This window comes from Oscillatoria sp. FACHB-1407 (genome assembly GCF_014697545.1).
Taxonomy (GTDB): domain Bacteria; phylum Cyanobacteriota; class Cyanobacteriia; order Elainellales; family Elainellaceae; genus FACHB-1407.
Genome location: NZ_JACJSA010000003.1, coordinates 36,230 through 62,011, shown reverse-complemented (window position 1 = coordinate 62,011; position 25,782 = coordinate 36,230). Strand labels below are relative to the sequence as shown.

Annotated in this window: 11 protein-coding genes; 3 read left to right on the top strand and 8 right to left on the bottom strand. The window is 53.4% G+C overall.

Translation table 11 applies throughout. The annotated features are described in order from the left end of the window. Positions 1-6: 6 nt before the first annotated feature. Both H6G89_RS06190 and H6G89_RS06185 read right to left on the bottom strand, forming a co-directional pair. The gene (locus H6G89_RS06190; protein WP_190504442.1) at positions 7-4,692 is read right to left on the bottom strand and encodes a beta strand repeat-containing protein; all 4,686 of its coding nucleotides are present in this window, start codon (positions 4,690-4,692) and stop codon (positions 7-9) included. A 372-nt stretch (positions 4,693-5,064) separates the two neighbouring features. After that, positions 5,065-6,765, bottom strand: coding sequence for a DUF3352 domain-containing protein (locus H6G89_RS06185; RefSeq protein ID WP_190504441.1), 1,701 nt, complete (start codon positions 6,763-6,765; stop codon positions 5,065-5,067). 336 nt (positions 6,766-7,101) lie between these two features. Here H6G89_RS06185 and H6G89_RS06180 point away from each other — a divergent pair, with 336 nt between their 5' ends. After that, on the top strand, positions 7,102-8,799 hold the full coding sequence (locus tag H6G89_RS06180; RefSeq protein WP_190504440.1) for a GspE/PulE family protein: 1,698 nt from the start codon (positions 7,102-7,104) through the stop codon (positions 8,797-8,799). Positions 8,800-8,835: 36 nt separating this feature from the next. On the opposite strand, the gene H6G89_RS06175 is transcribed toward H6G89_RS06180, so the two are convergent. Next, positions 8,836-9,441 carry a GNAT family N-acetyltransferase gene (locus H6G89_RS06175; protein WP_309229651.1) on the bottom strand — a complete coding sequence of 202 codons (606 nt, stop codon included), beginning with the start codon at positions 9,439-9,441 and terminating at the stop codon, positions 8,836-8,838. Positions 9,442-10,311: 870 nt separating this feature from the next. Between H6G89_RS06175 and H6G89_RS06170 the strand changes: the two genes are divergently transcribed. Next, positions 10,312-13,863 (top strand): response regulator, encoded by a 3,552-nt coding sequence (locus H6G89_RS06170; protein ID WP_190504439.1) that lies wholly within the window; start codon positions 10,312-10,314, stop codon positions 13,861-13,863. Positions 13,864-14,402: 539 nt separating this feature from the next. Next, positions 14,403-15,134, top strand: a complete 732-nt coding sequence (locus tag H6G89_RS06165; protein WP_190504438.1) for a hypothetical protein — start codon at positions 14,403-14,405, stop codon at positions 15,132-15,134. 360 nt (positions 15,135-15,494) lie between these two features. On the opposite strand, the gene opcA is transcribed toward H6G89_RS06165, so the two are convergent. The 5 genes from opcA to H6G89_RS34855 form a co-directional block, all read right to left on the bottom strand. After that, positions 15,495-16,826, bottom strand: coding sequence for a glucose-6-phosphate dehydrogenase assembly protein OpcA (gene opcA, locus H6G89_RS06160; RefSeq protein WP_190504437.1), 1,332 nt, complete (start codon positions 16,824-16,826; stop codon positions 15,495-15,497). Between the two features lie 154 nt (positions 16,827-16,980). Continuing rightward, a complete protein-coding gene (gene zwf / locus H6G89_RS06155; protein WP_190504436.1) occupies positions 16,981-18,510 on the bottom strand; it encodes a glucose-6-phosphate dehydrogenase in 1,530 nt (509 codons plus the stop codon). A gap of 220 nt (positions 18,511-18,730) precedes the next feature. Beyond that, positions 18,731-19,879 carry a transaldolase gene (gene tal, locus H6G89_RS06150; protein WP_190504435.1) on the bottom strand — a complete coding sequence of 383 codons (1,149 nt, stop codon included), beginning with the start codon at positions 19,877-19,879 and terminating at the stop codon, positions 18,731-18,733. 85 nt (positions 19,880-19,964) lie between these two features. Then, a complete protein-coding gene (gene fbp, locus H6G89_RS06145; protein WP_190504434.1) occupies positions 19,965-21,041 on the bottom strand; it encodes a class 1 fructose-bisphosphatase in 1,077 nt (358 codons plus the stop codon). A gap of 196 nt (positions 21,042-21,237) precedes the next feature. After that, positions 21,238-25,104: a DUF4912 domain-containing protein gene (locus H6G89_RS34855; RefSeq protein WP_190504433.1), complete on the bottom strand. Its 3,867-nt coding sequence runs from the start codon at positions 25,102-25,104 to the stop codon at positions 21,238-21,240. Positions 25,105-25,782 lie beyond the last annotated feature (678 nt).

Here is a 25,782-nt window from a genome sequence, read left to right as displayed (position 1 = left end):
TCCAGTTTACGAGGTGGCAAAGTCAGCCGAGGTAATCAGGCTACTTTGAACGCCAATCAAAATAGCAATAATTTCAGTGGAGCCACTGCGTCGGATCAGGGTGTTGTTACTGTTTGCCCCTGTTCCTGGCGTGATGACCAAATTTTGGAAGGAGGTGTTAGAAGGCAATCCGAGGCGATCGACTCCATCCACAAAATCAGTGATCGTGTCCGTTCCTCCCGATCGCGTCAAGATAAAGCGATCACTGCCTTCGCCACCTGTCAGGGTATTGCGACCCGTGCCCCCCGTCAGACTGTCATTGCCATCGCCCCCACTGAGGCGATCCTCTCCATCGCGCCCCAACAAAGTGTCGTTGCCCTGATTTCCCCGCAGCAGATCGTTACCGCTCCTACCATCGAGGCGATCGTCTCCGGCTTGACCGTTGATCACATCAGCGGAGTTGTCAAAGCCAGATACGGTGTTGTTGAGGTCATTCAAAAAAGTAACGGCATTGGTGTTGAACACCGTGTTTCGGGTGGAGTTGGCATCAATGACATCCAGGTTGTCCTGGGGTGCAGTTTGCCCATCAAACCAGATATTGCTCAACGTATGGGAGGCACCTGTCGTCGTGGCCAGGTTATCGAGCGTGGCAAGGGAGATGTTTTTGAGAATCACCTGCACCGTCGAAATGCCCTCAAAGGCGATCGCCACATCTGCCCCAATCTGAGTCATCAGCAGATTTTGGGGCGTTAGCCCTGCCCCGGTAAACTTCAGTGTGTCCGCATTGGCGATCGTTGCTGCTGTTGGCAAAAATCCGGTGCCAACTCCACTAAAGTCGGTGATGGTATCCGTGCCATCTCCCAGTCGAATCAAATAGCTATCTTGACCACCCCCTCCTGTTAGGAGGTCGTCTTCTCGTTTAGGCGTGAAGACATCGTTGGTGGTGCTGCCAGTGAGGGTGTCTTCGCACTGGGTGCCGTTCAGTTCGCCGCTACCTGTCAGGGTAATGCCCCCGACTGTGATGGGTACTGTGCCGCTGCCACTGATGCCAGCCGCACTACCACTGACTTGCAGACTGACATCACCGCAATAATCCACTGCGACGAAACTAAGAGTCTCCAGAGCGGCGTTAATGCTGGCGATCGCCCCACTAAAGGTCAGGGTTGGGTCTGCCGTGCCGTCGCCCACAGTAAAGGTCAAGCCAGCCGTGTTCCCCAGTGTCAAGACCCCAGTGTTGACTGCCAGACTGACTTCCAGCGTGTCACTAGCCAGATTGCCAAAGGAAATGGGGTTTCCAGCCGACGCAGAGAAGACCAGTGGCAACCCCTCAATTGCGGTCTGAGCAGTCGGTAAAACAAGCGAGAGGGCATTTGGGGGATTGTTAGTCAGGTTAAAACTGGTGGACAAGTTGCCTGCGGTAGCCATGACGGTGTAGCTACCAGCGATCGCATTGGCGATGAAGGGAGCAGCGGTGGCGATGCCGTTGTTATCGGTGCTGGCGGTAAAGGTCAAACTGTTAGCAAAACTGCCACTGGCTCCCACATTGGACGCAGTGAAGACAACACTACTACCACTGATGGGGTTCGCAAAAGCATCCGTAAGGCGCACCTGCAAGGGGTTGGTAAACGCTGTACCCACGAGTGTGGCTTGGGGCGTTGTGCCAGGTAGGGGGGCGATCGCCGCCGGAGCACCTGCCAGCGTTTGCAGTGAGTAGGTTTGCAATCCCACAAACCCCAAAACATCAGTCGCGGTGATCGCCGCATTAAACGATCCAGTGGTAGTTGGGGTGCCACTGATGACTCCCGCTGGGGATAGGGTCAAGCCTGCGGGCAGACTCCCGGAACTCACGGCAAAGCTGTAACTGCCGCTGCCTCCGGTTGCCGTCAGGGTCTGTAAATAGGGGACTCCGGCGATCGCATTGGGGAGCGTGGCGGGCGACAGGGCGATCGTTGGCACAACATTGGTCAGAACGAATTCCCCCGGTGTGACCCCACTTGCGGTGGCAGTGACGGTGTAGGTGCCACTGACAGCGTTGGCGAGCGCAGCTACTATACCTTGACCGGAGGGATCGAGGATGACCGTAGAGCTACTGAGGAGGGCACTGGCTCCCGTAGTCGGTGGGGTCAAGGTAATCTGACCTCCCTGGACAGACTCCCCTGCGGCACTGGTCACGGTGACGATTAACGGTTGCTCAAAGGGTAGACTCACCAATGCTTGCTGAGGAGAACCACTCACCGTCAGAGTAAACCCCTGGGATTCAAACGCACCGATGTCTGCCGTGCCGACTCTAGCAATCCCGCGTTGATCAGTAGCAGGAGCCGCAGCGGTCGAACCAGCATTAATCGCCACACTCCCTGGAAGCAAGGCATGGGTGGGAGTCGTTCCACCGTAGTTCCCTAACGGACTGAGTAAAGGATTAATAGGTGCTATTCCAGTCCCGACCTGATCGGCTGGGGTAAAGCCAGTTGCCCCCGTACCATTACCAATCAGGTTGAAGCCATTGCTGGTGACATTACCAGCGACATCTGGAGCCGTAGAACTGCTGTTTCCAGCAATCAGCGTATTGGATAAGGTGACGACATCAAAAACACCTCCACCGCTACCATTTGCCTGGTTACCCGTCACGGTGCTATTCGCTAGGGTGGCTCGTGCGGCTGGTCCCAGGTTGCCCAATCCACCCCCACTTCCATCAGAACGGTTGCCGCTGAGAGTGCTGTTGGCGATCGCCACTCCACCCGTGTTACCGATGCCACCACCCCCCTGATCTGCCTGATTGCCACTCAGAGTGCTGCCCAGCAGAGTTAGCGTGCCACTGTTAAAGATGCCACCCCCAAAGCGATCGGCTTCACTGTTACTGACAACGCTATTGGTGAGGGTCAGGTTACCTGCATTCAAAATGCCGCCCCCATCACCGCCACTGGCAAAGCCATTGGTGATTGTGACCCCAGAGATGTTAGCCGTGACCCCAGTGTTGACCCTAAACAACCGGGAGCGATCGCCCCCATCCAGCGTCAACTGATTGGCTCCGGTTCCCGTAATTGTCACATCACCCGTTAACTCCAGTTGCCCAGAGGACAGTTGAATCGTTTGTGGTGTGGCAAAGCTTCCTGCTGTGTCAAAGCTAATGGTGTCAGCTCCAGCAAAGGCATTGGCATTGATCACGGCTTGCCGCAGCGACCCTTCTCCGCGATCGCCCGTATTCGTCACCACCGTATCATTGGCAGCAATGGTCAAAGTCGCCATTCCCCCGGTTGCAATGGTGTAGCCCGTTCCAGGTTGCACCATCAGGGCGATCGCCTCTGCTGCCTCAGCTTGAATGTCGTCATTTGCCGTGACAGTAATGGTGACACTGCTAACTCCATCGGGGATCACAACCGTACCCGTAGAGGCATTAAAGCTACTGGCTCCAGTGACGGTGTAATCTCCTCCAGCACCAAAAGTTGCATCTCCAGCAACCCCCAGATTGACCACCAGATCACCCAGTGTGTTGCTCCCGCGCGAAATGGTAAAGGTTCCGGTCGTACCCGTCTCAGTCAGGGTTCCTGCTCCTGTAATGCTGACCTGGGGAATGACCAGGGCGATCGCCCCAAAAACATTGCCGTTATCGGTTGCCGTATTCGCTGAATCAGTTGCGGCATTACCGCTAAAGATGGGCAGGGCACCCACACTGCTAACAGTTGCCCCATCATTCATAAAGATGGCACCACCTTTGCCCTGTCCAGCACCACCAGCTTGGGGCGCACCCGACCCCCCGTTCCCTCCTTCGGCTCGGTTGTCTTGAAAGCGCACACCGTTGAGCGTGAGTGACCCCGATCGGACAAAGACAGCACCACCTAGCCCTGCACCACCGCCACCGCCGCCAGTTCCCCTGCCGCCATCCCCACTGCCACCATCACCCGCAAAGCGACCTCCCTCGCCACCGCCACCGCCTGGATTGCCAAAGAATCCGCCGCCGCCACCGCCGCCGCCGCCGCCAAAACCACCATCGCCGCCATTACCGCCCAAGCCGATACTGCCGCCACCACCGCCACCGCCACCCGCAAAGCCTCCAGCACCACCCACAAAGCTTGGAACGCCACCGCCACCGCCATCTCCGCCACCGCCACCCGCACCCGCACCTCCTGTGCCACCGGGATTGCCGGGGACGGTAATGCCTCCTAAACCGCCAAAATTGCCACCATTACCCCCGACATTGCTGCCATTGCCCCCGACGCCCCCACCACTACCACCCAGGGTGATGCCCGGTGTCGCATTCCCGCCATTGCCCCCGATCGCCCGGTTATTGGCAAAGATCACGTTGTTGACGGTAACTGTGCCGTCGTTGATCAGCAAACCTCCACCCAGACCCGCCGCACCACCACCACCACTGCCTCCCAGACTGCTACCATTGCCACCCCGAGCCAGTCCATTGGCGATCGCTAAATCGGCGAAGTTGACAGTTCCACTGTTGACAAAAAAGACCTGAAACTGGTTATTACCGCTGATGGTAAGGCTGTTAGCCCCAGTCCCCTGAAAGGCGATATTGCTGTTGATAACGGGCAAAACGCTTGTCAGGGTAATCGTTTGAGGTGCTGCAAAATCGAAGGCGATCGCATCATCACCCGCTTGAGCGTTGGCAATCACAATCGCTTCTCGCAGCGTAGTCACGCCATTGGAGCGATCGCCATCATCAAAGTCGCCAGCGTTGTTGACGGTAATAACAGGGTTGACCATGACAGTAGTGTTAGGGGGTAAGGGGGAAATCGGGAGTAGGGAATGGGGCGGGGAACTTGGGGATTCTGGAGGATTGGCTCAATTTTTTAGGACAAATTTTGCTGTCGCTCCAACAGAGTTGCACGTTCAGGGCAGACTCCGGCTAGAAGTCTGGCAAAGCGGACTAGAAGAGAGTTTCAGCCCACCTGGATAGTTTTTGGTATATTAGCTCACTATTTACACCTGAGCGAGTGAGGCAGGCGACAGAAGGCTTGAGTACTCACACCCCTTGACCATAGGACCATCGAGGATATCAGCGACCTCACTTATCAAGAAATCACAGAATCAGGCTAACGGTAGGCAACTATACGTAAATTTAGGAATTTCCAGTGGTTATGGGTTTTGCAATTGGATAAAAACAGTGCCTCGCCGAACGTTAGTTTCGTTCCCATAGCTGCTCATCGTCAGCGATCGCACATGATCGAGGACGGGTTTCGCAACGACTTCAGTCAATTTCAGCAGGGGAAGGCGTTCGCTGGCGAGCTTTCGGACGGCTTGCCAGTCCACATACAAGTAGCCATCGTTCCTTGCGGCAATGGTAGCGATCGCCTGTTGAAATTGAGCGTTGGTTAGCAGAGAGCTTTTTGCGGCATTGAGAGCCTGATCGAGGGCAGCAACAGAAGTCGCAAACACCTCATACTTGCCAACTGTCGTGTGAACGGCTTGAACCTCAGCCTGCACAGCCGGAGGACGTTGTTTGCGTCCGTTGGCAAGCGTGGAGAGCTTAGTCCAGGCATAGATGGGGCGATCGTTGAGGGTGAGCGGCCCTGTGCTCAGTCCCTGCTGTTGAGCAATCGCATTAAATCGCTCAATCGCGCTATCGGTATCGGGCGATCGCTCTGCCACAAAGACCCACTCCGCTTGATTTTTAACAGGGGACGGCAGCAACCCCAACGCAAACTCCTGAGTCACCCAATTGAATAAGTCCGGAGGTTCTGCCTTGATGGATTGAGCCAGAGGAGTGAGCGATCGCTGGATCAACGCTGATAGGACGCTGTAATCTGCCAAGCCCGTTGTCACATCCTGCCAAAACTGGCGCAGGTCAACTCCCGATGCCGAGAGAGAACTGGTCGCAGGAATGAACTGCAACGCTTCCACAGGTTCCGAGAGCGCAGGCTTGACAGGGGTCAATTTTTGCCCCAAAGCGGTCAACAATGCGGTTTCTGCAACCACACCTTGAGGGTCTAGCTCCAGCGCAACAACTAAACTCTCGTACAGGTGCGGCAGATCTTCATCGTCGGCGTTGATCAGATGAAACTGACTGCCACTCAACCAATCCCCCAGGTGTGGCAAGCTGACAAAGAGTGTGCCAATCTGGCGATCGGGCAATTGTTCCAATCCTTTCTGGTAGGTCTTGCTGCGGCTCAAACTCAGATCCGGAGCCTGAACATTTGTAATCGCATCCCGCAAGACCTTGGGGTCGTTGGCGAACAACACAAAGCGATCGCCCACCACTGCACTCGCCAAATTAGCGAGATTTGCCGCAGGGGTAGCCGGATTGCCGTAGATAATCTTGACCCCAGAATACTGTTCAAACACCAGATCTACGCCTGCAACAGCCTGTTTCTGCCAAAACAGTTGCAAAAACTCACGCGATCGCTGTGGGTTACGAGTGGCGATCGCCAACAAATAGCCTGGTTGGTTGCCATTCTCAGCATCCCGATCGAGGTCAGGGGTGGTCACCGCCAGCGTTACCTCATCCCCCAACCAGGGCTGCACATCCTGCTCGTATCGAATGCCCCGTGAGGTCAACAACGTCTCTTTTAGCTGCTCAATTTCGGCTCTGGCTCGTCGTCGCTCACCGGGTTGGGCGATCGCCACCCGAAAAGCTGCGAGGCGATCGGGATTGACCAATAGCGACACCATCGCCGGAGCTTGCTTCGACACAAACATCGCTGCCGCAGGACTGGCTTGACCACCCCTCAACAAGCCCAACGGACTCTGAGCCGTCAGCCAGTAGAACCCCACAACACCGATCAACAGCAACGCTACGACTGTAGCCACCAAAGCATAAATAAAAGTGCGCAGCTTCATTCGCGACATCTACACGCAGACGAGCAGATCTAAAGACGCCAAAACTTAGTTTAGTACTGCGAGGGACACTCGACGTGCATCTACAACGATTTGTCGCATTCCATTTCCATGAGGGATGTGGGTGAGATGCTCTCTACGCAAAAATCCTAAGCAACGTCTGTGAAGAACCTGGCGAGTCAATTCGCTTTGCGGCCAAGATCGTCTGCCGACACCCATTCCCTCATCCTCGTGCAGCCTTTCTGCCAAATTGGGTAAGCTACGGTCATATCCCAGAAGTGGGATCGCTCAACTTCCTCCTGAATCGTTTCTGGATCGTGAGATTTACTCCATCATCCTATGCAAACCTCTCTGACTGCTCCGGTTGTTTTGTCAGCATGGAAACGGCTACGAAATAATGAAATTACCTGTGATCAAGCATTAAAACTGCTTGTCAATGAACAGGGACTCGTCAATCTCTATCTCATCGATCGAGAAGTTAGTTATCGGTTTTTGCGGGAGTTTCCAGACCCCAGCCTGCTGCCTCCAGTGGTGCCGTTGTTACTCTGGCGCAATTGCTATTATCTGGGTAGCCCAGTGTCGCTGCCTCCAGAGCAGATTCGGCAGTTGAGCGATCGCACCTTCACCGACATCAAAATCATTCCCATCGCCGATCGCAGTTATCGCGCCTGGTATCACACCTACAATCTCGACGAAAACCGCATCAGTGCCAATCCACTCGTGAATCCCCTGACGGGCGAGGTGGAGGCAGAAAACATTGCCGAAGTCACAGAGCTTTACCTGTCGAAGGCAGCCGACCAGATTAGCAAAATCAAGACCATTATTTCCGGGGCATTGCGAAATCGGGCGAGCGATATCCACCTGGAACCAACCACCGAGGGGTTGCGGGTGCGCTATCGGATCGACGGCATTTTGCGAGACATCACTACCCTGCCCCTGGAAATTAGCCGTCGCTGCATTGTTGCCCTCAAAGTCATGTCAGATATGGACATCGCTGAGAGCCGTCGCCCCCAGGATGCCCGCATTGGGGAACGCTACACCGCTGGTCAGGAGGGAGATCTAGGACTGGATATGCGGGTCAGCACCCTTCCCTGTATGGGGGGTGAAAAGGCGGTAATTCGCTTGTTGCCTCGCGAAAACCCGTTTACCTGTATGGATGAACTGGGCTTCACCCCAAAAGCGTTGGTGACCTACAAACACTGGTTGCAGCAACCCCAGGGGATGGTGATCTTTACGGGTCCGACCGGGTCAGGCAAAACCAGCACCCTGTATACGAGCTTGCAGGCGATCGCCACCGAGTATGTGAATGTCGTAACGGTCGAAGATCCGGTGGAATACATTCTGCCGCGCATCACCCAAACCCAGGTTCATGAGCCTGCCGGGATGACCTTTGCCGCAGGGCTACGAGCCATCTTGCGGCAAGACCCCGACATCATCATGGTGGGCGAGATCCGCGATGCTGAAACCGCTGAAACGGCAGTTCGGGCTGCCCTCACGGGACACCTGGTACTCACAACCCTGCACACCAACGATGCCGTCAGTGCCATTCCTCGCCTCAAGGACATTGGTCCTGACCCTGGCTTAATCAGCGATGCCCTCCTGGGAATCGTCGCCCAACGGCTCGTCCGTCGGGTCTGTCCCCACTGTGCTGAATCCTACACTCCAACGGATAAAGACCTGAAGATCTTACAGTTACATCCCAAGCACGCCAACCCAACCACCTGGCGGAAAGGAAAAGGCTGCTCTAAGTGCTTTAACTCCGGTTATTTGGGACGTGAAGCCATTATCGAACTGCTGAATGTAGACGATCGCATCCGTCAGATTATCTACGAGGGCACTATGACCCAACTGCATCGTTACTTACAAGAGAGCCAATTTGAATCCTTCCGTATTGCCGCGATCGCCAAAGTCACCAGCGGCATTACGACCGTCGAGGAAGTGCTGCGTGTCTTGCCCCATAGTGCTCTCCATCGGCGATCGCACCGCCCAGTTGTGGAGGAAGGTAAGGTGGTGAGCGCAGAAGTCGTTGGGTCATAGGCTACGGGAGAAACACGATCAATCGTTTCTCTCCTCCTATGACCCACTCAGATGTTTATGCAAAAACAACTGCTTGGGTTGCCCCAAAAACCAGTTGCCCAGCCCAGATTCTTCGCGCTGAATCTGGTATCCCGCTTTGAGATAGAGTTGTCGAGCAGGCTGATTATTCTCCAAAACGTGCAAATACAAGTCTCTGTACCCCCAGTCGAGAGCAATCCGTTCGCAGGCTCTCAACAGTTGGAATGCCACACCCTGCCGCCGAAATTCCTTGCCAACGGCAAGATTTGAAAGATAGAGATACTGCTGACTGCGAACATGCCAGGGAGGTTGGGTGCGTAAGCCAATCTCAACAGTGCCTGCCAGGGCTTCGGTGATGGAAGCGACGACTGGATTGTTGACCCGTGTGAAGGACTCTGCCAGGGGCGATCGCTTGACTGCAACAATGCAGGCATAGTGGGGAGCCTGAGTCCGCAGGCGAGTTCGCAAATCTTCATAGATACCAAGCCGCAACAACGGATACATCAAACCCAACACCCCATCCCTGGTATGAAAACTGTGGGTTAGAACTTCGGCTAAGCTTCCAAGATCTTGTTGGCGTGCTCCCCGGATCAAAAACGGGGAATCCTCACAAACGCTATTCACAGCCTCTCCAATAAAAATGCATAAGCCCCAGGATGGTGGCTAAGGGGCGAAATCCCAGTCAATCGGAGGGATACCCCTATTCTAGTCCTGAGAGTTTAACCGAGGGGGTGTATTTCAAAGCCAGGTCGGTCAAAATTAGTTTTAGGAGTTGATTAAAATAAAAACTGATATGAAGTTTCAACCGGGTCAGGAGGCGAGTTCGATGAAGGTATAGAAGAATGGGTTTCAAAATCCTCAAGATCATTATTTATTGCACCGATTTTCACTGATATATATCGACTTTTGTCTATATTGGCTGATATCAAAATCACATCCCCTGAATCGTGGTAGCTGGGTCAGAGCTGTTCCAGAAGTCAGATCAGGTGGCGATCGCAGCTACTTCTATTCATTGTGGCTCACGATCAAATGCACACGTTTGATCTTGATAAATCAAGAAGGTGAGTAATGATACTTATCTGAAACCATCAATCTCAAAATCGCGTCTCTGGAACCCAAGTTTGGCAATTTTTATCACATATTCTATTGTCATAACTAATGCACAATGCAATATAAAGGTGAATCTTACACCTATTATGGAAAGTGAAAGGCATTCAGACAGTACACCGCTCTATAAACAACGGCTATATTCATAGATTCAGGTGACTGGTTACGGCTCAAGCCTACTTTCGAGTTCTTGTGAATTGGGGTGCGTTGCGGATAGACAGTCGGTTGTCTTAGGTTGGTCAATCATCTCCCATTAGAGATACAACAGAAGTCAAGCCAGATGTCTCATCAAACCGAGTCAAATGGGTTCCACACTTTGCAGTCAAGTCCAGGCTCAACCGCACAATTGTGTTTCATCAAGCTGCCCCCGCATCAGGAGAGCGGTGCATGACATCCCTGAGTGATACAAAGCCTAAAATTCTGGTCGTCGATGATGAACCAGACAATTTGGATCTGCTCTATCGCACATTTCACCGTGAGTTTAAGGTGTTGCGAGCGGAGAGCGGTCCTATTGCTTTGGATATCCTCGCAAAAGAGGGTGAAGTGGCTGTCATTATCTCCGATCAGCGGATGCCCTCCATGAGCGGGACTGAGTTTCTCAGTCTGACGGCAACCCAATATCCAGACATCATTCGGATTATCCTGACTGGCTACACCGATGTGGGAGATCTGGTTGAAGCGATTAACTCCGGTAAGGTTTTCAAATACGTCACCAAACCGTGGGACGACGAAGAGCTAAAAGCCGTTGTGCGGCAGGCAGTTGACACCCACAACGTGTTAAAAGCTCGGACTCAAGAATTGCGTCGAACCCTGCGTCAGGAATCGTTGCTGAATGCCGTCACCAACACCATTCGCAGTGCATTAAGTTATCGGCAAATTTTACAGACCATCGTGGAAACGGTGGGGCACATGTTTGAGGTCGATTGTTGCCTGCTGCGCCCCTTGCACGACAACCGGATGAGCGATGAGTTGTTTGTTTACACCTCGCGTCGGGTCAAGGAGCACTACACCCCCGACGAACCCACCCCAAAACGCTGGAATCTTAGCCAACTAGCCCACACCGTGTGGGAAACTCGCGACGTGCAGGTGATTCCAGATGTCAACACTGCTGAGTTTAATCAGGACGACAGTGTCGAGGTGCAACTGCGCCAACAAGCCTATGAGGAAGCCAAAATCCGCTCTAGCCTGGTCGTGCCGTTGATTTGTCAACAGGAATTGATGGCGGTACTGGTGATGCACCAGTGTTATCAACCCCGGCTCTGGCAAGACGATGAAGTGCAACTGGTGGTGATGGTGGCAGACCAGGCTGCCCTGGCGTTGTCTCAGGCGCGTGCTTATGAGCAGGTCAGAGCCCTGGCAAAACGGGAAACACTGGTCAACAGTATCACAACGGCAATTCGCTCTAGCCTCGATCCACAGCATATTTTTGCCGCCATCACCCAGGAGTTGGGTCAGGCAATGCACGCAGATGGCTGTGCTCTGTCACTGTGGACGGAAGGAGACGAGTTTGTGCAGTGTGTCGGGTTGCACGATGCCTCTCAGGATGAAAACGGAGGATACGGGTCGCCCATTCACAGCAACAACGGCAGCACACCTACCTGGAATGATTTGTCGGGGTTGGGCAGAGGTGATGATGAGATACCTCCCCATCGGCAACAGTTGCCCCAATCACTGGTGCCCATTGAGGGAAATCCAGTCTTAAAACAATTGATGATGACTCAAAACCCAGTCGTAATCGACGATTTGAGTCAGCACCCAGAGATGAACGTGCCCGATTTGCCCCTGCGATCGCCCGCCAGGGCATTGTTGGTGGTGCCGCTCTTGTCCGATGGCAAGATCATCGGCAGCATCTCCCTGCGGCAGGTTCACCGTTCTCGTCAGTGGCAAGCCGAAGAGGTGGAACTGGCACAGGCTGTGGCAGCACAAGCGGCGATCGCCGTACAACAGTCGCGGCTTTATCAAAAGACCCGCCAACAAGCGGAGCAGTTGATGAAGCTCGACCAACAAAAAACGGAGTTTTTCCAGAACGTTTCCCACGAGTTTCGCACACCCCTGACCCTGACGATTGGTCCCCTAGAGTCGGCAGTCGCGCAAAAACAGGGGCTGAGCTACGACCAGTCTGTCATTGCCCTGAGAAACTCGCGTCGTCTGTTGCGGTTGGTCAATCAACTCCTCGATTTGCAGCGACTGGATGCCAAACGGATGCAACCCAGTTTCCGTCCCTGCAACCTGATGGATTTTGTCATTCAGGTGGTGGACTCGTTCCGCTCTTACTGCGAACGCAAACATCTCAACCTCATTACCCGCCTGGAAGACTGTCCCCCGGTCTATCTGGATCTGGAGAAGTTTGACAAGGTGCTCTACAACCTGTTGTCAAACGCGATGAAATTCACTCCAGCCGGTGGAACAATCACCGTGATCTTGCAACCTGCTGGCGATCATTGCGTGCTCAAGGTGCAGGATACAGGTATTGGCATTCGTCCAGATCAGATTCCCCATTTGTTTGAGCGGTTCAGACAAGCCGATGGCTCTGCTAGCCGCAGCCACGAGGGGACGGGCTTGGGCTTGGCGTTGGTTAAAGAGCTAGTAGAACTACACGGGGCGACCGTCAACGTTGACTCGACCTATGGCGAAGGCACGACATTTACCGTGTGGTTGCAGGTGGGGATGCGCCATCTGCCACCCAACCAGGTGATTGAGATTCCTGCTGAGTTAGAAGGCAGTCGCGCCCCCGTCGAGCTAGCAGACGCAGAGGTCGAGGCTCAACAAGACCTCGACCCATTCCCTGATGAGCGACCAATCCCTGAATCGGACCCCCCTCCAATTCAGGGAATACCCGAATCGGTTGCAAACCTGATGCAGGCACAAGACCAACCGCCCTATCAAATTTTGTTTGTAGACGACAACCCCGACTTGCGAAGCTATGTCTCTGGCATTCTTCAGCAGGCTGGTTATTATGTCTGGACAGCCCGCAATGGAGCAGAGGGCTTTCAGATTGCCCAGTCACGCCATCCTGACCTGATCGTGACTGACCTGATGATGCCGATGGTGTCAGGGGCAGAAATGATTCAAATGATTCGGCAGGAAGAATCGCTGAATGGCACGCCCATCGTTTTGTTGACGGCAAAAGCGGATGAGGAAACGCGCATTGGTCTACGGGAGAAAGGGGCTGATGCTTATCTGGCAAAACCCTTTAACGATCGCGAACTCTTAGCCGAAGTCCGTAACTTGCTAGCCCTTAAAGCCAGCGAACGGCGCGTGGCAGAACTAAACCGTTATCTCACGGAATCTGTGTTGCGTCGATTTTTGCCACCCCAATTAGTTGAGAAAGCGGCTCAAGGCACACTGGCACTGGATCTGCGCCCAGAGCCTCACATGGTGACGATCCTATTCAGCGACATCATCGGCTTTACCCAACTGTCCAACACGTTGCGATCGCGCCGAGTTGCGGAGTTGCTCAATGAGTACCTGACGGAGATGACCCACGCCATCTTTGAGTATGGCGGCACGGTCGATAAGTTTATGGGAGATGCCATTCTGGCGATTTTTGGCGCACCAGAGCAGATCAGCCCCAATGAACAAGTGCGTCGGGCGATCGCCGCGGCTCGTCAGATGTATCGCTCACTCGACAAGTTAAACGAACGCTGGATTGCTCAGGGGATCATACAGGAAACCAACAAAGTGCAATTCCGCTGTGGCATCCACCAGGGCACAGCAGTTGTCGGTATGTTTGGTGGCGCAGAACGGGCAGACTACACAGCGATCGGTCCCAGTGTCAACATTGCGGCTCGTATTCAAGAAGCAGCAGAACCCAATTGCATTCTCGTTTCGGCAGCCGTGGCGGATTACCTCGACCAGGATACCATCACGAAGTTTGAACCCCTGGTGCTAAAAGGCGTGGATGAAACGGTTTTGACCTTCTCGATTCATACCGAGTAGTTTTCAATCTTGCCCCCTCTCTCCACTCTCCCTGACTGCCCTGCATTAAACCATTCTTGAAATTGGCATGGTCGCTTGGCTTTGCCCCTAATGTAGAAGTTATACCTTGCTAAGAGGTAAACCCATAAATCGATGTATCACCTTTTTTACTGGACTAGATGCAACCCTTGAGCTGAGTTTGATTTGACAGAATTGAAGATACTGAGTTCGGGATCAGGTCTTGGCGGTTCAAACCGCAGCTACAGGAGCACAACTAACCTGCATTGGTTCGGCAAAGCTTAGTCGAGTCGCAGGCTTGGCTCTGATATAGCATGCCCCCAGCCAGGGGTTCCACCGTTCGGCTGAGCCGCTCACGCCGAAACCCTGCCCCCGTCCTAACCAACCCTCCGTTGCTATACACCCGGAAAATCACTCTGTTATCCCATTCGGTATCTATCCTGAATACGTTGTTTCTTAAAAACCTCTCAGTTTAGATATCAGAAAGACCGAGTACGCCTCAACGATCAAAACAAACGCTTAAAACACAAGAAGGAACTCCAATGCTTAAGCCCGTTCAGGGGATGTTTATCACTGCACTCGTGTTACTGGTTAGTTGTGCATCTAACCCTTCAGTTGAATCCCCAGCGTCTACCTCACCTGCCGCAACTGCCCCATCCCCCAGTCCAGAAGCTTCAGCTCCACAAGCGGCGGTGGCGAGTGCTCCTGCTGCCGAACCAGAGGCAGAAATTGATACGACCGTGGTTCCGGGCGAACGGGTTGGTCCCATTACTCGTGACACCACACGCGACGACCTGGTCACCCTGTTTGGCGAAGACAACCTGAAGGATGAGACAGTCAGTATCGGTGAAGGCGAGTCTGAAGTGGCAACCATTGTCTATCCTGACTCTGAGCGATCGCTGACCGTCATTTGGACAGACGACACCCGCAGCAAATTAGCAGCAGTGATCAACCTTGGATCTGCCTGGAAAACTCCTGAAGGAATCGGTGTTGGCACATCCTTTACCGAGCTTCAGGAGAAGCTAGGGGAGTTTCAACTCTATGGTTTTGACTGGGATTATGCTGGTACGATCGTGCTAGAAGGTAGCGACCTGGCAGACTATGAGGGTTTACTGGTTTTGCGAGTTGAGCCTGCCGAGAATGCGGCTGAAACTGCCCCCAGCAACTATGAAGCGGTGATGGGTGATCAACTGTTTCCATCCACCGACCCTAACTTTGAACCCCTTGGTATCAAGGTTGGTGAGATGGCGGTTTCCCTCGACCCAGAACAGTAATGGGACGAGAGTTTGGGATCAGGATCGTGGCGGTTAAAACCGCAACTATCGCCTTAGTCCCCTCATACCGACTTAAATGGTTTCAGTGCCAATGCGGCCGCTCGTAGGGGCAGGTTTAGTGGTTTACTAACGGTAACCCAGGAACTGATCTGCAAACCTGAACTGTCTCGACAGTTGCCATATATCCCTAAAAACCTCCTTCCCATACAGGAAAGGAGGTGTGACAGTTAAGGGGTGAAACCTAAACCAGTTCCTATAGCTGTAGCCACATTCAATGAGGCAGAGGCGAGTCAGGAAGCTTAACCCAGCATCAGGGTTTGAGCCGTTGCTTTTATCTTAAGCTTTCTGACCAAAGCTATATTACTTCTGAGCTAACCGCACAATCTCAGCCGTGACAGCCATCGTTTCCTCGTAGAGGGCATCCCGTCCCCAACGCTGGAGTTGCTGACCCAACAAGAATTCTGCCTTTTGGTCAGACAGGGCAGTTACTTGCTCCGTCCGGCAAGCCTGGGCGGATCCCCCGGCTTCCATCCGCATACATCCGGTTGTCTCCGAGCAGAGGATAGTGCAGCAGTCGGCGTTGAGGTTGGTGGAGGTGAGACGAATGCCCACCAGATCTCCCAAGATCTCGCCCCAATCAGCAGTAGGAATCGCGGCTAACTCCGCTTCGATGATTTTGTGATTCGCTCCTTCAAACTTGACGTGTTTGAGGTCATAGTCACCGCCCTGTGCCTCAAAAGACAAGGGTCGCCATCCCAACCGACTGGCTAACCAACCCAGGAACATGAGAGCTTGAGCCGCACTTCCTTTTTCGTAGTCGATCGCCACACGATCCACTTCCACCAGGGCTGTACGCCGTTCGGGTGGGTCAAAGGCGGCCGCTGCCAACTCTTGCCAGGGTGAAATGCGGTGCCAGTTGAGATCCGCCACAAACTTATCTGCCTCAATCAGCTTGTACATCTTGAGGAACTCTGATTCAGGGTCGCTGAAATAGGAGGAATCCAAGATGATGCAGTTGCAGTTTTCAGAGAGCTTGCGGAACAGTTCTTGTTCTGGGTTTGGGGTTGCTTTCCACCAGACAAACTTGGGCAACTCAGGGATCATCAACGACAACACCAGATCGCTTGCTCGTTGCAGAGCCGCCTTCGTGCCGCGCAGAGTGATGTACTCGCAGCAGATTAAGGTGCTGATGCTGCGTTTTTGCAGCGGACAGTATGCCGAAACCTGGGCAGTGATCCCCTCATCTTCGCCCAACACCGGGCAGAGGGTGATGATCCGGCAGGGATTTTGAGAGGCGATCGCATCACTCAAACTAAAGCCCCGCAGGTTCAGGTTGGAGACTTCCAGGCGATCGACAGGTTGTTTCGCATATTCTTCGCGTAAACGGGCTAACGTATCAGGGTCAACTCGTCCGGTTTCTAAGAACCCAAACGCTTTTTGAGCAGCTTTAACCGCTGTTTTCGTCAATGGGCCATGAATGCCATCAATGGGGCCATCATAAAACCCCAATGCTGCCAGCAATTGCTGATATTCTTCAGGTTCATAGACCACCATGCTAAAGGTGGAAGCTCTAGCGGCGATCGGGGCATTTTGATTGCCGTTCTGGCTTTGCCAAATCCGCGTTAGTTCTGCCTCAATTTCATCGAGGGAAATATCCTTCGGCTTTTGCAGCGCAACAAGTGGAGTAGTCATAGTTTGTTTTGAGTGTTCGGTTTGAGTTTAGGCAACAAACAACAGAGTATGGGCAGCAACGAGCCATTTTTGTGAGAGAAGCACGCCCCTATATTCCCTCGGTTTCAGTGTCAGTTTATAGTCCGTTACGTCGCTGGGGTTACACGTTCTGGGGTTAGAGTCTCCGCCAACGCCGACCATCCCGGTTCAATAGCATCTCAGCTTCGACAGGTTCCCAGGTTCCCGCCTCATACAGCGGAATTGAGTCCGGAGGAGCGGGAGCATCCCACGCTTCCAACAGAGGGGTCAATACACGCCAGGACGCTTCGACTTCATCACCACGAGTAAAGAGCGTCTGATCTCCTAGCATACAGTCAATCAACAGGCGACCGTATGCCTCCGCATTTGCCTGACCAAACGCTGCATCATAGCGGAAGTCCATCTCCACAGCCCGCGTCCGCAAGGATGCACCCGGCATCTTGACATCAAAGCGAATGGCGATCCCCTCATCGGGCTGAATGCGCAGCACCAACACGTTGTTGTTAACCTGTTTGGCGGCAGATTGGAACATCAGATGCGGCACTTCTTTAAACTGGATAGCGATCTCCGAGACTTTCTTCGGCATCCGTTTGCCTGTGCGGAGATAAAAAGGCACCCCTTTCCAACGCCAGTTATCGATATAGAGCTTGATCGCCGCATAAGTAGGGGTCGTGGAGGTCGGAGATGCTCCTTCTTCTTCACGATAGCCTGGGACAGGCTTGCCATTCATCCAACCTGCTGTGTACTGCCCCCGCACCGCCGATCGCTCCAGGTTTTCGAGGTCTGCCAGGTGGGTCGCCTGAATCACCTTCACCTTTTCGTTGCGGATACTATCAGCATCCAGGGCATTGGGGGGTTCCGTGGCGGTGAGGCAGAAGAGTTGCATCAGGTGGTTTTGCACCATGTCGCGCAGTGCTCCAGCGGTTTCGTAATAACCTGCCCGACCTTCCAGACCAACGGTTTCAGCTACCGTGATTTGAACGTGATCGACAAACTGACGATTCCACAGCGGTTCAAAAATGGCATTTGCAAACCGGAAGACCAGCAAGTTTTGCACGGTTTCCTTACCCAGATAGTGGTCAATCCGGTAGATTTGCTCTTCCTGACAGACCTGATGCACCACCTGATTGAGCATCTGAGCAGAACCGATGTCTTTACCAAACGGCTTCTCAATCACCAGACGATGCTTTTTGGGGTCCACCAGCATTCCGGCTCTGCCAAGCTGTTGAGCCGCTTCTCCAAAGAAACGGGGTGCAACAGAGAGGTAGAACACCCGGTTGCCTCTGGTGCCGCGTAGCTCATCTAGCTCTTGCAAAAAGGCTTTAAGTTTTTGGTAGCTGGCGGGATTGTCGATGTCGCCGGAGCAATAAAACAACCCTTTGGCAAAGTCTTTCCAGACTTCTTCAGAGATTAACCCACCGCCAAACTCTTCGATCCCCTCCTTCATGTGGTTGCGGAAGTAGTCATGATCCCAGTCGCGTCGAGCCACACCCACGATCGTCAATTCAGGGGGCAATTTGCGATCCTGCTTCATCTGATAGAGCGCAGGCACGAGTTTACGTTGCGTTAAGTCACCCGAAGCACCAAAGATCACCAGGATTTGGGGTTCGGGAATGCGATCGTGTTGTAAACCGACGCGGAGGGGGTTTTCGAGCAGAGTAACCATAGGCGGGATAGGGGGGATAGGGGGAAGAAACGATAAAGGATTCAGGCTAAAGGATAAGAGGGAAGAGAGAAAAAGGATGAAGGTTAAAGGCTAAAGGATAAGAGGAAAAAGTCAGGCTAAGGAATGAAGGGAAGCGGAAGGATAAAGGGTAACAATTGACCACCAAGGATTGACGATTAACTATGTTTTTTATCCTTCATCCTTCATCCTTTAGCCTTCTTTAAGCGACGTTGCTCAGGTGTTTGATTTTGCCTTCCATGGAGTCCATTAAGGACTGGAAGGGTTGAATGAATTTGTCGATGCCTTCGTCGAGCAACTCATCCATGACTTGATTGATGTCGATGTTGATATCGGGATCTTTGAGGTTCTCAATCACCTGATATGCCTGGTCGATGTTCATTTCGATGCGATCGCCCACATCACAATGGTCGGCACACGCTTCGATTGTAGCGGGGGGCAACGTGTTGACTGTATCGGCTCCCACCAATTCGTCAACGTACATGACATCACTGTAGTTAGGGTCTTTGGTGCTGGTACTCGCCCACAGCAGACGTTGCACCTTTGCCCCTTTGGCGACCAGAGCTTGCCAGCGATCGCTCTGGATAATCTTTTTATACTCCTGATACGCAATTTTGGCGTTAGCGATCGCTACTTTACCTTTCACGGCTTGTAACTTGGCTTTTTCTGAAAGCTCGTCGATGCCTTTCAGCTTGTCGTCGATGCGCTTGTCGATGTTGCTGTCGATGCGGCTGAGGAAGAAGCTCGCAACGGAGGCAATGTTGCTGACATCTTGACCATTGGCAACACGGGTTTCCAGTCCGCGAATGTAAGCCCAGGCTGTATCGATGTAGCTCTGCACCGAGAAGAGGAGAGTCACGTTGACGTTGATCCCAGCGGCGATCGTGGCTTCTACCGCAGGCAGACCTTCGGGTGTACCGGGGATCTTGATCATCACGTTTTCTTTGCCGATCGCGTTGTAGTAACGCTTTGCCTCTTCAATGGTTTTTTGAGTGTCACGGGCGATCGTGGGAGGCACCTCAATGCTGACGTATCCATCCAACCCATTGGAGGACTCATACACCGGACGCAGGATATCACAAGCATTGCGAATATCATCAAACGTCAGTGACTCGTAGATCTCCAAAACGGGCTTACCTGCTCGAATCCCTGCTTCAATATCGGCATCATAAATTTTGTTGCCGTTAATCGCTTTTTCAAAAATGGCAGGGTTTGAAGTGATCCCCGCAATGCCCTTGTTTTCAACGAGATCTTTCAATTCCCCCGACTGCAATATGTCGCGGGTTAAGTTGTCCATCCAAATACTTTGACCATACTGCTTGATCTCAAGCAAGTGATTTGTGGCTGTCATTATCCCTATAGCTCCTATAGTTGTTCCTACTAAACATCATGTTGCTGAGAATCGGCTGAGTTAGCCTCTAACTAACGTTATGGAGCTAACGCTGTGGAGCTAGCGTTTCTTCGACTTGTTGCTCCCGGCGGCGTTCCTGAATAAAGGACTCCACGAGTGCGACATCCTCCTTGCTACCAATGATCAACGGAGTTCGCATGTGAATATGATCGGGAACCACATCCAAAATGTCTTGATCCCCTGTGCTGGCTCGACCACCTGCCTGCTCTATCAAATAGGCAAGCGGCGCAGACTCATACAGCAACCGTAATTTGCCCTCTGGTTTTTTTACCGTGCCGGGATAGAGGAAAACACCACCCTGAAATAGGATGCGGTGAAAATCTCCTACCAATGCCCCTCCGTAGCGAGCGGTATAACCTTCATGGCGATGAACGTAGCGAATGTAATCCCGAATGGACTCATCCCATTGCCAGAAGTTACCCTCGTTGACGCTATAGATGGGTCCGTGCTCCGGAACGGTGATGTTTTCATTTGAGAGAATGAATTCTCCCAGGCTGGGATCAAGTGTAAAGGCGTGTACCCCTGTGCCGATGGAGTAGACCAGCATGGTGCTGGGTCCAAATAACACGTATCCTGCTGCGATTTGTTTGCGACCGCTTTGCAGCAAGTCTTTTGCTGTGCCATCGAGATCTTCTCCCTCCTGTTGCCGAATCGCAAAAATCGCGCCGACATTCAGGTTGGTATCCAGGTTGGATGAGCCATCAATTGGGTCATAGAGTAGGGTGTAACGACCAATGGGGCAGTTTTCAGGAATGTAATAAGGCTTTTCCATCTCTTCGGAGGCAAGGCGGCACACCAAACCGCTCTGCTCAAAAACCGAGATAAATACCTGATTGGCGTAAACATCCATTTTTTTGACGGCTTCCCCTTGGACATTGGTTCGTCCGGTAAAGCCCAGTGCATCTTCTACTAGCCCTGCGCGAGTTAGACGACGCGCAATTAACTTTGCCGCCAGTGCAATGCGATTCATCAGGGCACTTAAGTCTTGCGCTTCCGGTGAAAAGCTTTGCAACTGCTGTAAGACATGGCGAGACAATGTTGTGGAGTCTCGATCGAGGGCATATTTGTGATTTAGATCGATGGATTGATCAGTGTCAGTCACGTATTCCCTCCTTGCTGTTTGGTTTAAGCCATCCAGGAGGCAACATCAGCATTTCCACGGTTGCCACTCCTAGATAGCCTCTATCTCTATCTTAGAAAGGCATTTCTAGAAGCGGACTGAACTTTAGATCAACTATAGAAAGATTCCGATGTTAAAGGCAGGGGCGCGATTAATCGTGACCCTGCCCTTACCTGTTCTACAACCACTCGTCGATCGCCTCGTCTTTAGTATTCGTGCGACGTTCGGGGGTTTCGCGTTCAAACTCCATATGGATGGAGCGGGTTTGTTCACCATCGGCGGCGACAGCCTGAATCGGATAGTCGATGAAGCCATCCTGGAAGGACATTTGGAAGCGGAAGGTGCCGTCGGGGCTGAGTTGGATAACGCGATCGCCAATGGTAACCGTCGCATCGGGTTCAGTTGCCCCGTAGACAATCAACTCGGCATCCGCAACCAACCAGAATTTGCGCGGGCGAATCGCCGGAACGGACGCAGAGAAACCGATCCCCGACATGCCAATGCCCGACATAGACATGGTTGGCAACGCCCACATACCCACCCCTGACGGGAAGACGTAGGAACTGATGGCTTGCCCCGGCACCATCTGCATCGAACCATAGAGCGACCCCGCAACGCGCTGCGCCTCAGCCGACTGTGCCATGTCGAAGATGCGGTCATACAACGGATTTTCGGGGGCGATCGCTGACCGTTGGCTGGGTGGAATCAGGGTATACAGGGTTCTGCCGCGCAGGTCTTCATCCCAACTGATGGTCATAAAATGCTCTTCAAACCAATCCGAGGGATATACAGGTGGAATATGGGCAGGGGCAGACCGCGCCAGCATGAGCCAGCGACCCTCAGCCGTGAGATAACCAATCTCAGCTACATAGTCGCGATCGCTCACCGGGATCGGCAGATACCAGTCGCGTGCCATTTCTTCACAGGCAAATTCCTGCAAGCTATGGGGACGCTGAGCATTCAAGTCAATGTCGGTGACGTCATAGAGACGCAGAGCTAACCGCTCCCCTCCCTGACGGCGCAACTCCTCTTTATGGTTGTTAGGCACATCCCAGTAAGCATATGCCCACTGCGGATCGCGAGGCATCAGGACAATGCGACTCTCACCATAGCCTTCCGGCAGGTCAGGTAGGTTGGCATCGACATCTGCCAGGGCTTCAGCGGAGAGATCTGTTTGCCCCACATTAAACTTGCTGGCTTCGACCAGTGATTGGTCATCGTCTCCCGATAGCGATGCCGTTGCCGCTGCACCCAATCCGGCTGCCAGTGCGGCTCCACCAATCCCCAACGCAGGTGGACTGGTGGGAGTCGGAAACGCCCCATCAGCTTGATCGAGCAGCGCAGCGGCGACCTGAGTCGGCGTGTCTGTCGGGGGGGTCGCCACAACCGTTGCAGCATTGTCAAACCCGCTAGGCAGGCGAACGGCATTCGAACGCGCCAGAGCCAACCACTGTCCATCAGCGGCGGTGTAACCCACCTCTGCCAGATAGTCGCGTTCGTCAGTTGGAATTGCGAGTAACAACGGCTGAGTTTGCTCATCCGCCGTGATCTGCTGCACACTGTGGGGGGCTTGTGTCTCCAGATCCAGACCCGTGACATCGTAGAGCCGCACGGCAAACTGCTGTCCGCCTTGTTGTTGAGCGATCGCCCGATCGGTATTGGACACTGTCCAGCGTGCTTGCACTTGATTGGGGCTATAGGGGGTGAGGGTCAACTGACTATCACCTCCAGACACCAACCGGGTTAGTAGGGGCAATGCGCCGACTCCAGCACCGGCTGCCAGTGCGGCCCCTCCGGCAATAGCAGCTCCCATGCCTGCATCGGTCGCCTCAACGGGAGCCGTAGCCTCAACGGGAGGAGTTGTATCGACGGGTGTCGCCGCCGGGGGAATGACTGGAAAATCGGGGTTGATGGTTTCTGCGGCTGGAGGAGTCGCTGTGCCCTCTGATGGGGAGGCTGCAACCGAAGAACGCTCACCGGAGATTGATTCGCGATCGGAAGCAATAACTGAACCTACTCTGGAAGCCAGATCAGTGCCTTCAGTGGATGGGGAAGGTGCTGCGGTGGTGGGGGTTGTCGTCCCTACAGCCGTGGACGTAGAGGTATCCGTTGGCTCAGATGGGGTGCGGCGTTTGCTTAACCACCACAACAACAATGCCAGCAGGGCGATCGGAATCAGCAACACCAACCACAGGGGAAAGCCTCGGTCAGTTCCAGTCTCGGCATCTCCACCAAAGGGTTCACCCACGGGGGTTCCTTCTGCGCTGACCAGGGTTACCACTCCATCTTCCCCGACTCCCGCAATGGTTTGACCGTCAGGGCTAAAGGCAGCCGCGATCGCCTCATCGCCATTAAAGATTTTGCCGACCAGGTCGCCCTGTAAACCCCATAGTTGGAGGGTGCCGTCTTCCCCCGTTGCTAAAAGGGTTCGTCCATCGGGGCTAAAGCCAAGGGAGGTTACATCTCCCCCGGTCTGAATCGGTTGCCCCATGGGATTGCCCTGCAAGTCCCACAGGCGGATCGTGCCATCGGCATCGGCCACCGCGATCGCCTGCCCATCTGGACTGAAGGCGAGCGAGGACACCTCACCCTCTACCGTGATTGGCGTGCCGACTGGATTACCCTGCACATCCCACCGACGAATCGTGCCCTCACCGCCACTGGCAATGGTTTGACCATCGGGGCTAAAGGCGATCGCAGCTACTTTACCTTGATGATCGAGGGGGTTCCCTAAAGGTTGCCCATCGGCACTCCAGAGCTTCACCGTACCGTCTTCACCACCACTGGCAATGGTTTGACCGTCGGGGCTAAACACAGCCGCTTTGACTCCCCCATCGTGCGCCTCTAGCGGTTCACCCACAGGTTCTCCCTGAGCACTCCACAGCCGCAGATTACCGTCTTTTCCGGCAGTTAACAGACCGTTGCCAGTGGGATTGTAAGCAACCGATGTGACGGTTGCCCCGTGGCGTAATTGTCCCAACGGTTTTCCAGTCAGATCCCACAGTTGAGCGGTGTCTTCTGCCGCACTGGCGATCGCCTGTCCATCCGGGCTAAAGGCAATCAACCCAGACCCCAATACGCCCACTCCAACTCCCGCTGCGGCGGCATCCGATGCCCCTTCAGCCGCCGTGGTAACTGCTTCTCCAGAGGCAACTGCTGCGGCTTCGTCTAATTTTGCTTCGGTCACAGCGGCCTGTCCGGCAGGAGCGGTGGCATAGCCTAAAAAGGCTTGAGCCGCCGGAGTGGCAGTTTTGAAATAGACATACCCGCGTGGTTGTGAAAAGGGGTAGCGGGGATCATCCGGCAATGTGCTGTGCATCCGGATCACCTTGACATTCGGTTGATCCAACACCTGACTGGCGATCGCATAGCTGATGCCGTTCTGTCCGAGTTCCTGGATCACAGCGGTTGTGTCGTCTTGATCTACCTGAGTAGTGTTCGCTCCGGTTTCAAACGGAGCCGATTTGAACACCTGATAATTGCTCAATGCCTGACGAGTATCACTGGTATCGGGGCGATCGACAAAGCGAATCGCTCCCGGCGTGCCTCCTAGCTCTGACCAGTTCGTAATCTCTCCACGAAAGATTTGGGCAAATTGGGCAAAGGTCAGGTTACCGTTAAACGGATTCTCAGGACTGGTAATAATTGCAATTTTTTCACGGCTAATCGGGACTTCTACAAACCCCTCGGCTTTTTCAGCTTGGGTCAGGGGTCGCCCCACAGCGGCTAGGTCAATTCCCCCATCGCGAAGTGCCTGGAGCGCGGCATCGGTTCCTTTGGTTTGCAGTGTGACCTGGCTCCCGACATACTGCTGCTCAAACCGCTCCTTGAGCGTCTCGTTGATCACAATCATGCTCGTTGCCCCATCGATTCGCACGATGGTGCCACTTGGCACTGCCCCCGGCAACGGAAATGCAGTTGGACTGGCAGGGGACTGAGCAAGGAAAAAGTTGTTTCTTAAAGCGTCCGCGAGGAGGTTAGGAGTGGCGGGAGAGGCAAATAATAGCGTTAGAGCGATCGCCGGAGTATATTTTTGCAGCACCATGGGATGACAACCTAGCTAGCCCCAATTGTAAATTTTTGATAAAGATGTGCTCATTATATAACCCCTTTCCCCTTGACAGAACGTTTGAGTAGGAATACTTATCATCCACGTCTTTCAGATAAATAGGGCTGAGGAGTAGGGGAGTAGAGGGGCAAGGATTAAGGATCATAGCCACTCGTCAACTCAGGAATGGGAATTTAATCAGTTCCATCTTGGGTAGAGGTGGGTGGCGTTGTGACGTAGATATGATTCTCAAAAACTAATCACCGTTGTAGGGGCGTTTCGCGAGACACCCCTACGAAATTCACAGATTATCAGCAACAGCTAAATCCACGAACCTAAGGATCGTGAATTTATGAAGGTGTCATTCCTGGCGTAGGGACATGGCATTCGGTCAAAAGCCCTTGCCATTGTTTCAGAACCCTCTGCCGAATGCCGCGCCCGTACATGGGGTTGCCGTTTTTCAGGTTATTTAATTCATGATTCCTAAGTACAACTCGTCGTAAATAAGGGTGGGAAATTTGAGGTGCAGGGGTGGAACCCCTGGTTTTATTTCCAAACCCTATCTGTGAATAGCAGTACTAAGAATTAACAATTGACTCAGCATCAGCGATCGCCAGGTGACAGATAATGAACTTTTAATCTAAATCCCCTCAATTTCTCACGGTTGAATCCCTC

Bases quoted from the DNA above. Each gene is read 5' to 3' on its own strand.
- H6G89_RS06190 (WP_190504442.1), bottom strand. From the start codon at position 4,692: ATGGTCAACCCTGTTATTACCGTCAACAACGCTGGCGACTTTGATGAT.
- H6G89_RS06185 (WP_190504441.1), bottom strand. From the start codon at position 6,765: ATGAAGCTGCGCACTTTTATTTATGCTTTGGTGGCTACAGTCGTAGCG.
- H6G89_RS06180 (WP_190504440.1), top strand. From the start codon at position 7,102: ATGCAAACCTCTCTGACTGCTCCGGTTGTTTTGTCAGCATGGAAACGG.
- H6G89_RS06170 (WP_190504439.1), top strand. From the start codon at position 10,312: ATGACATCCCTGAGTGATACAAAGCCTAAAATTCTGGTCGTCGATGAT.
- tal (WP_190504435.1), bottom strand. From the start codon at position 19,879: ATGACAGCCACAAATCACTTGCTTGAGATCAAGCAGTATGGTCAAAGT.
- H6G89_RS34855 (WP_190504433.1), bottom strand. From the start codon at position 25,104: ATGGTGCTGCAAAAATATACTCCGGCGATCGCTCTAACGCTATTATTT.
- zwf (WP_190504436.1), bottom strand. From the start codon at position 18,510: ATGGTTACTCTGCTCGAAAACCCCCTCCGCGTCGGTTTACAACACGAT.
- H6G89_RS06165 (WP_190504438.1), top strand. From the start codon at position 14,403: ATGCTTAAGCCCGTTCAGGGGATGTTTATCACTGCACTCGTGTTACTG.
- opcA (WP_190504437.1), bottom strand. From the start codon at position 16,826: ATGACTACTCCACTTGTTGCGCTGCAAAAGCCGAAGGATATTTCCCTC.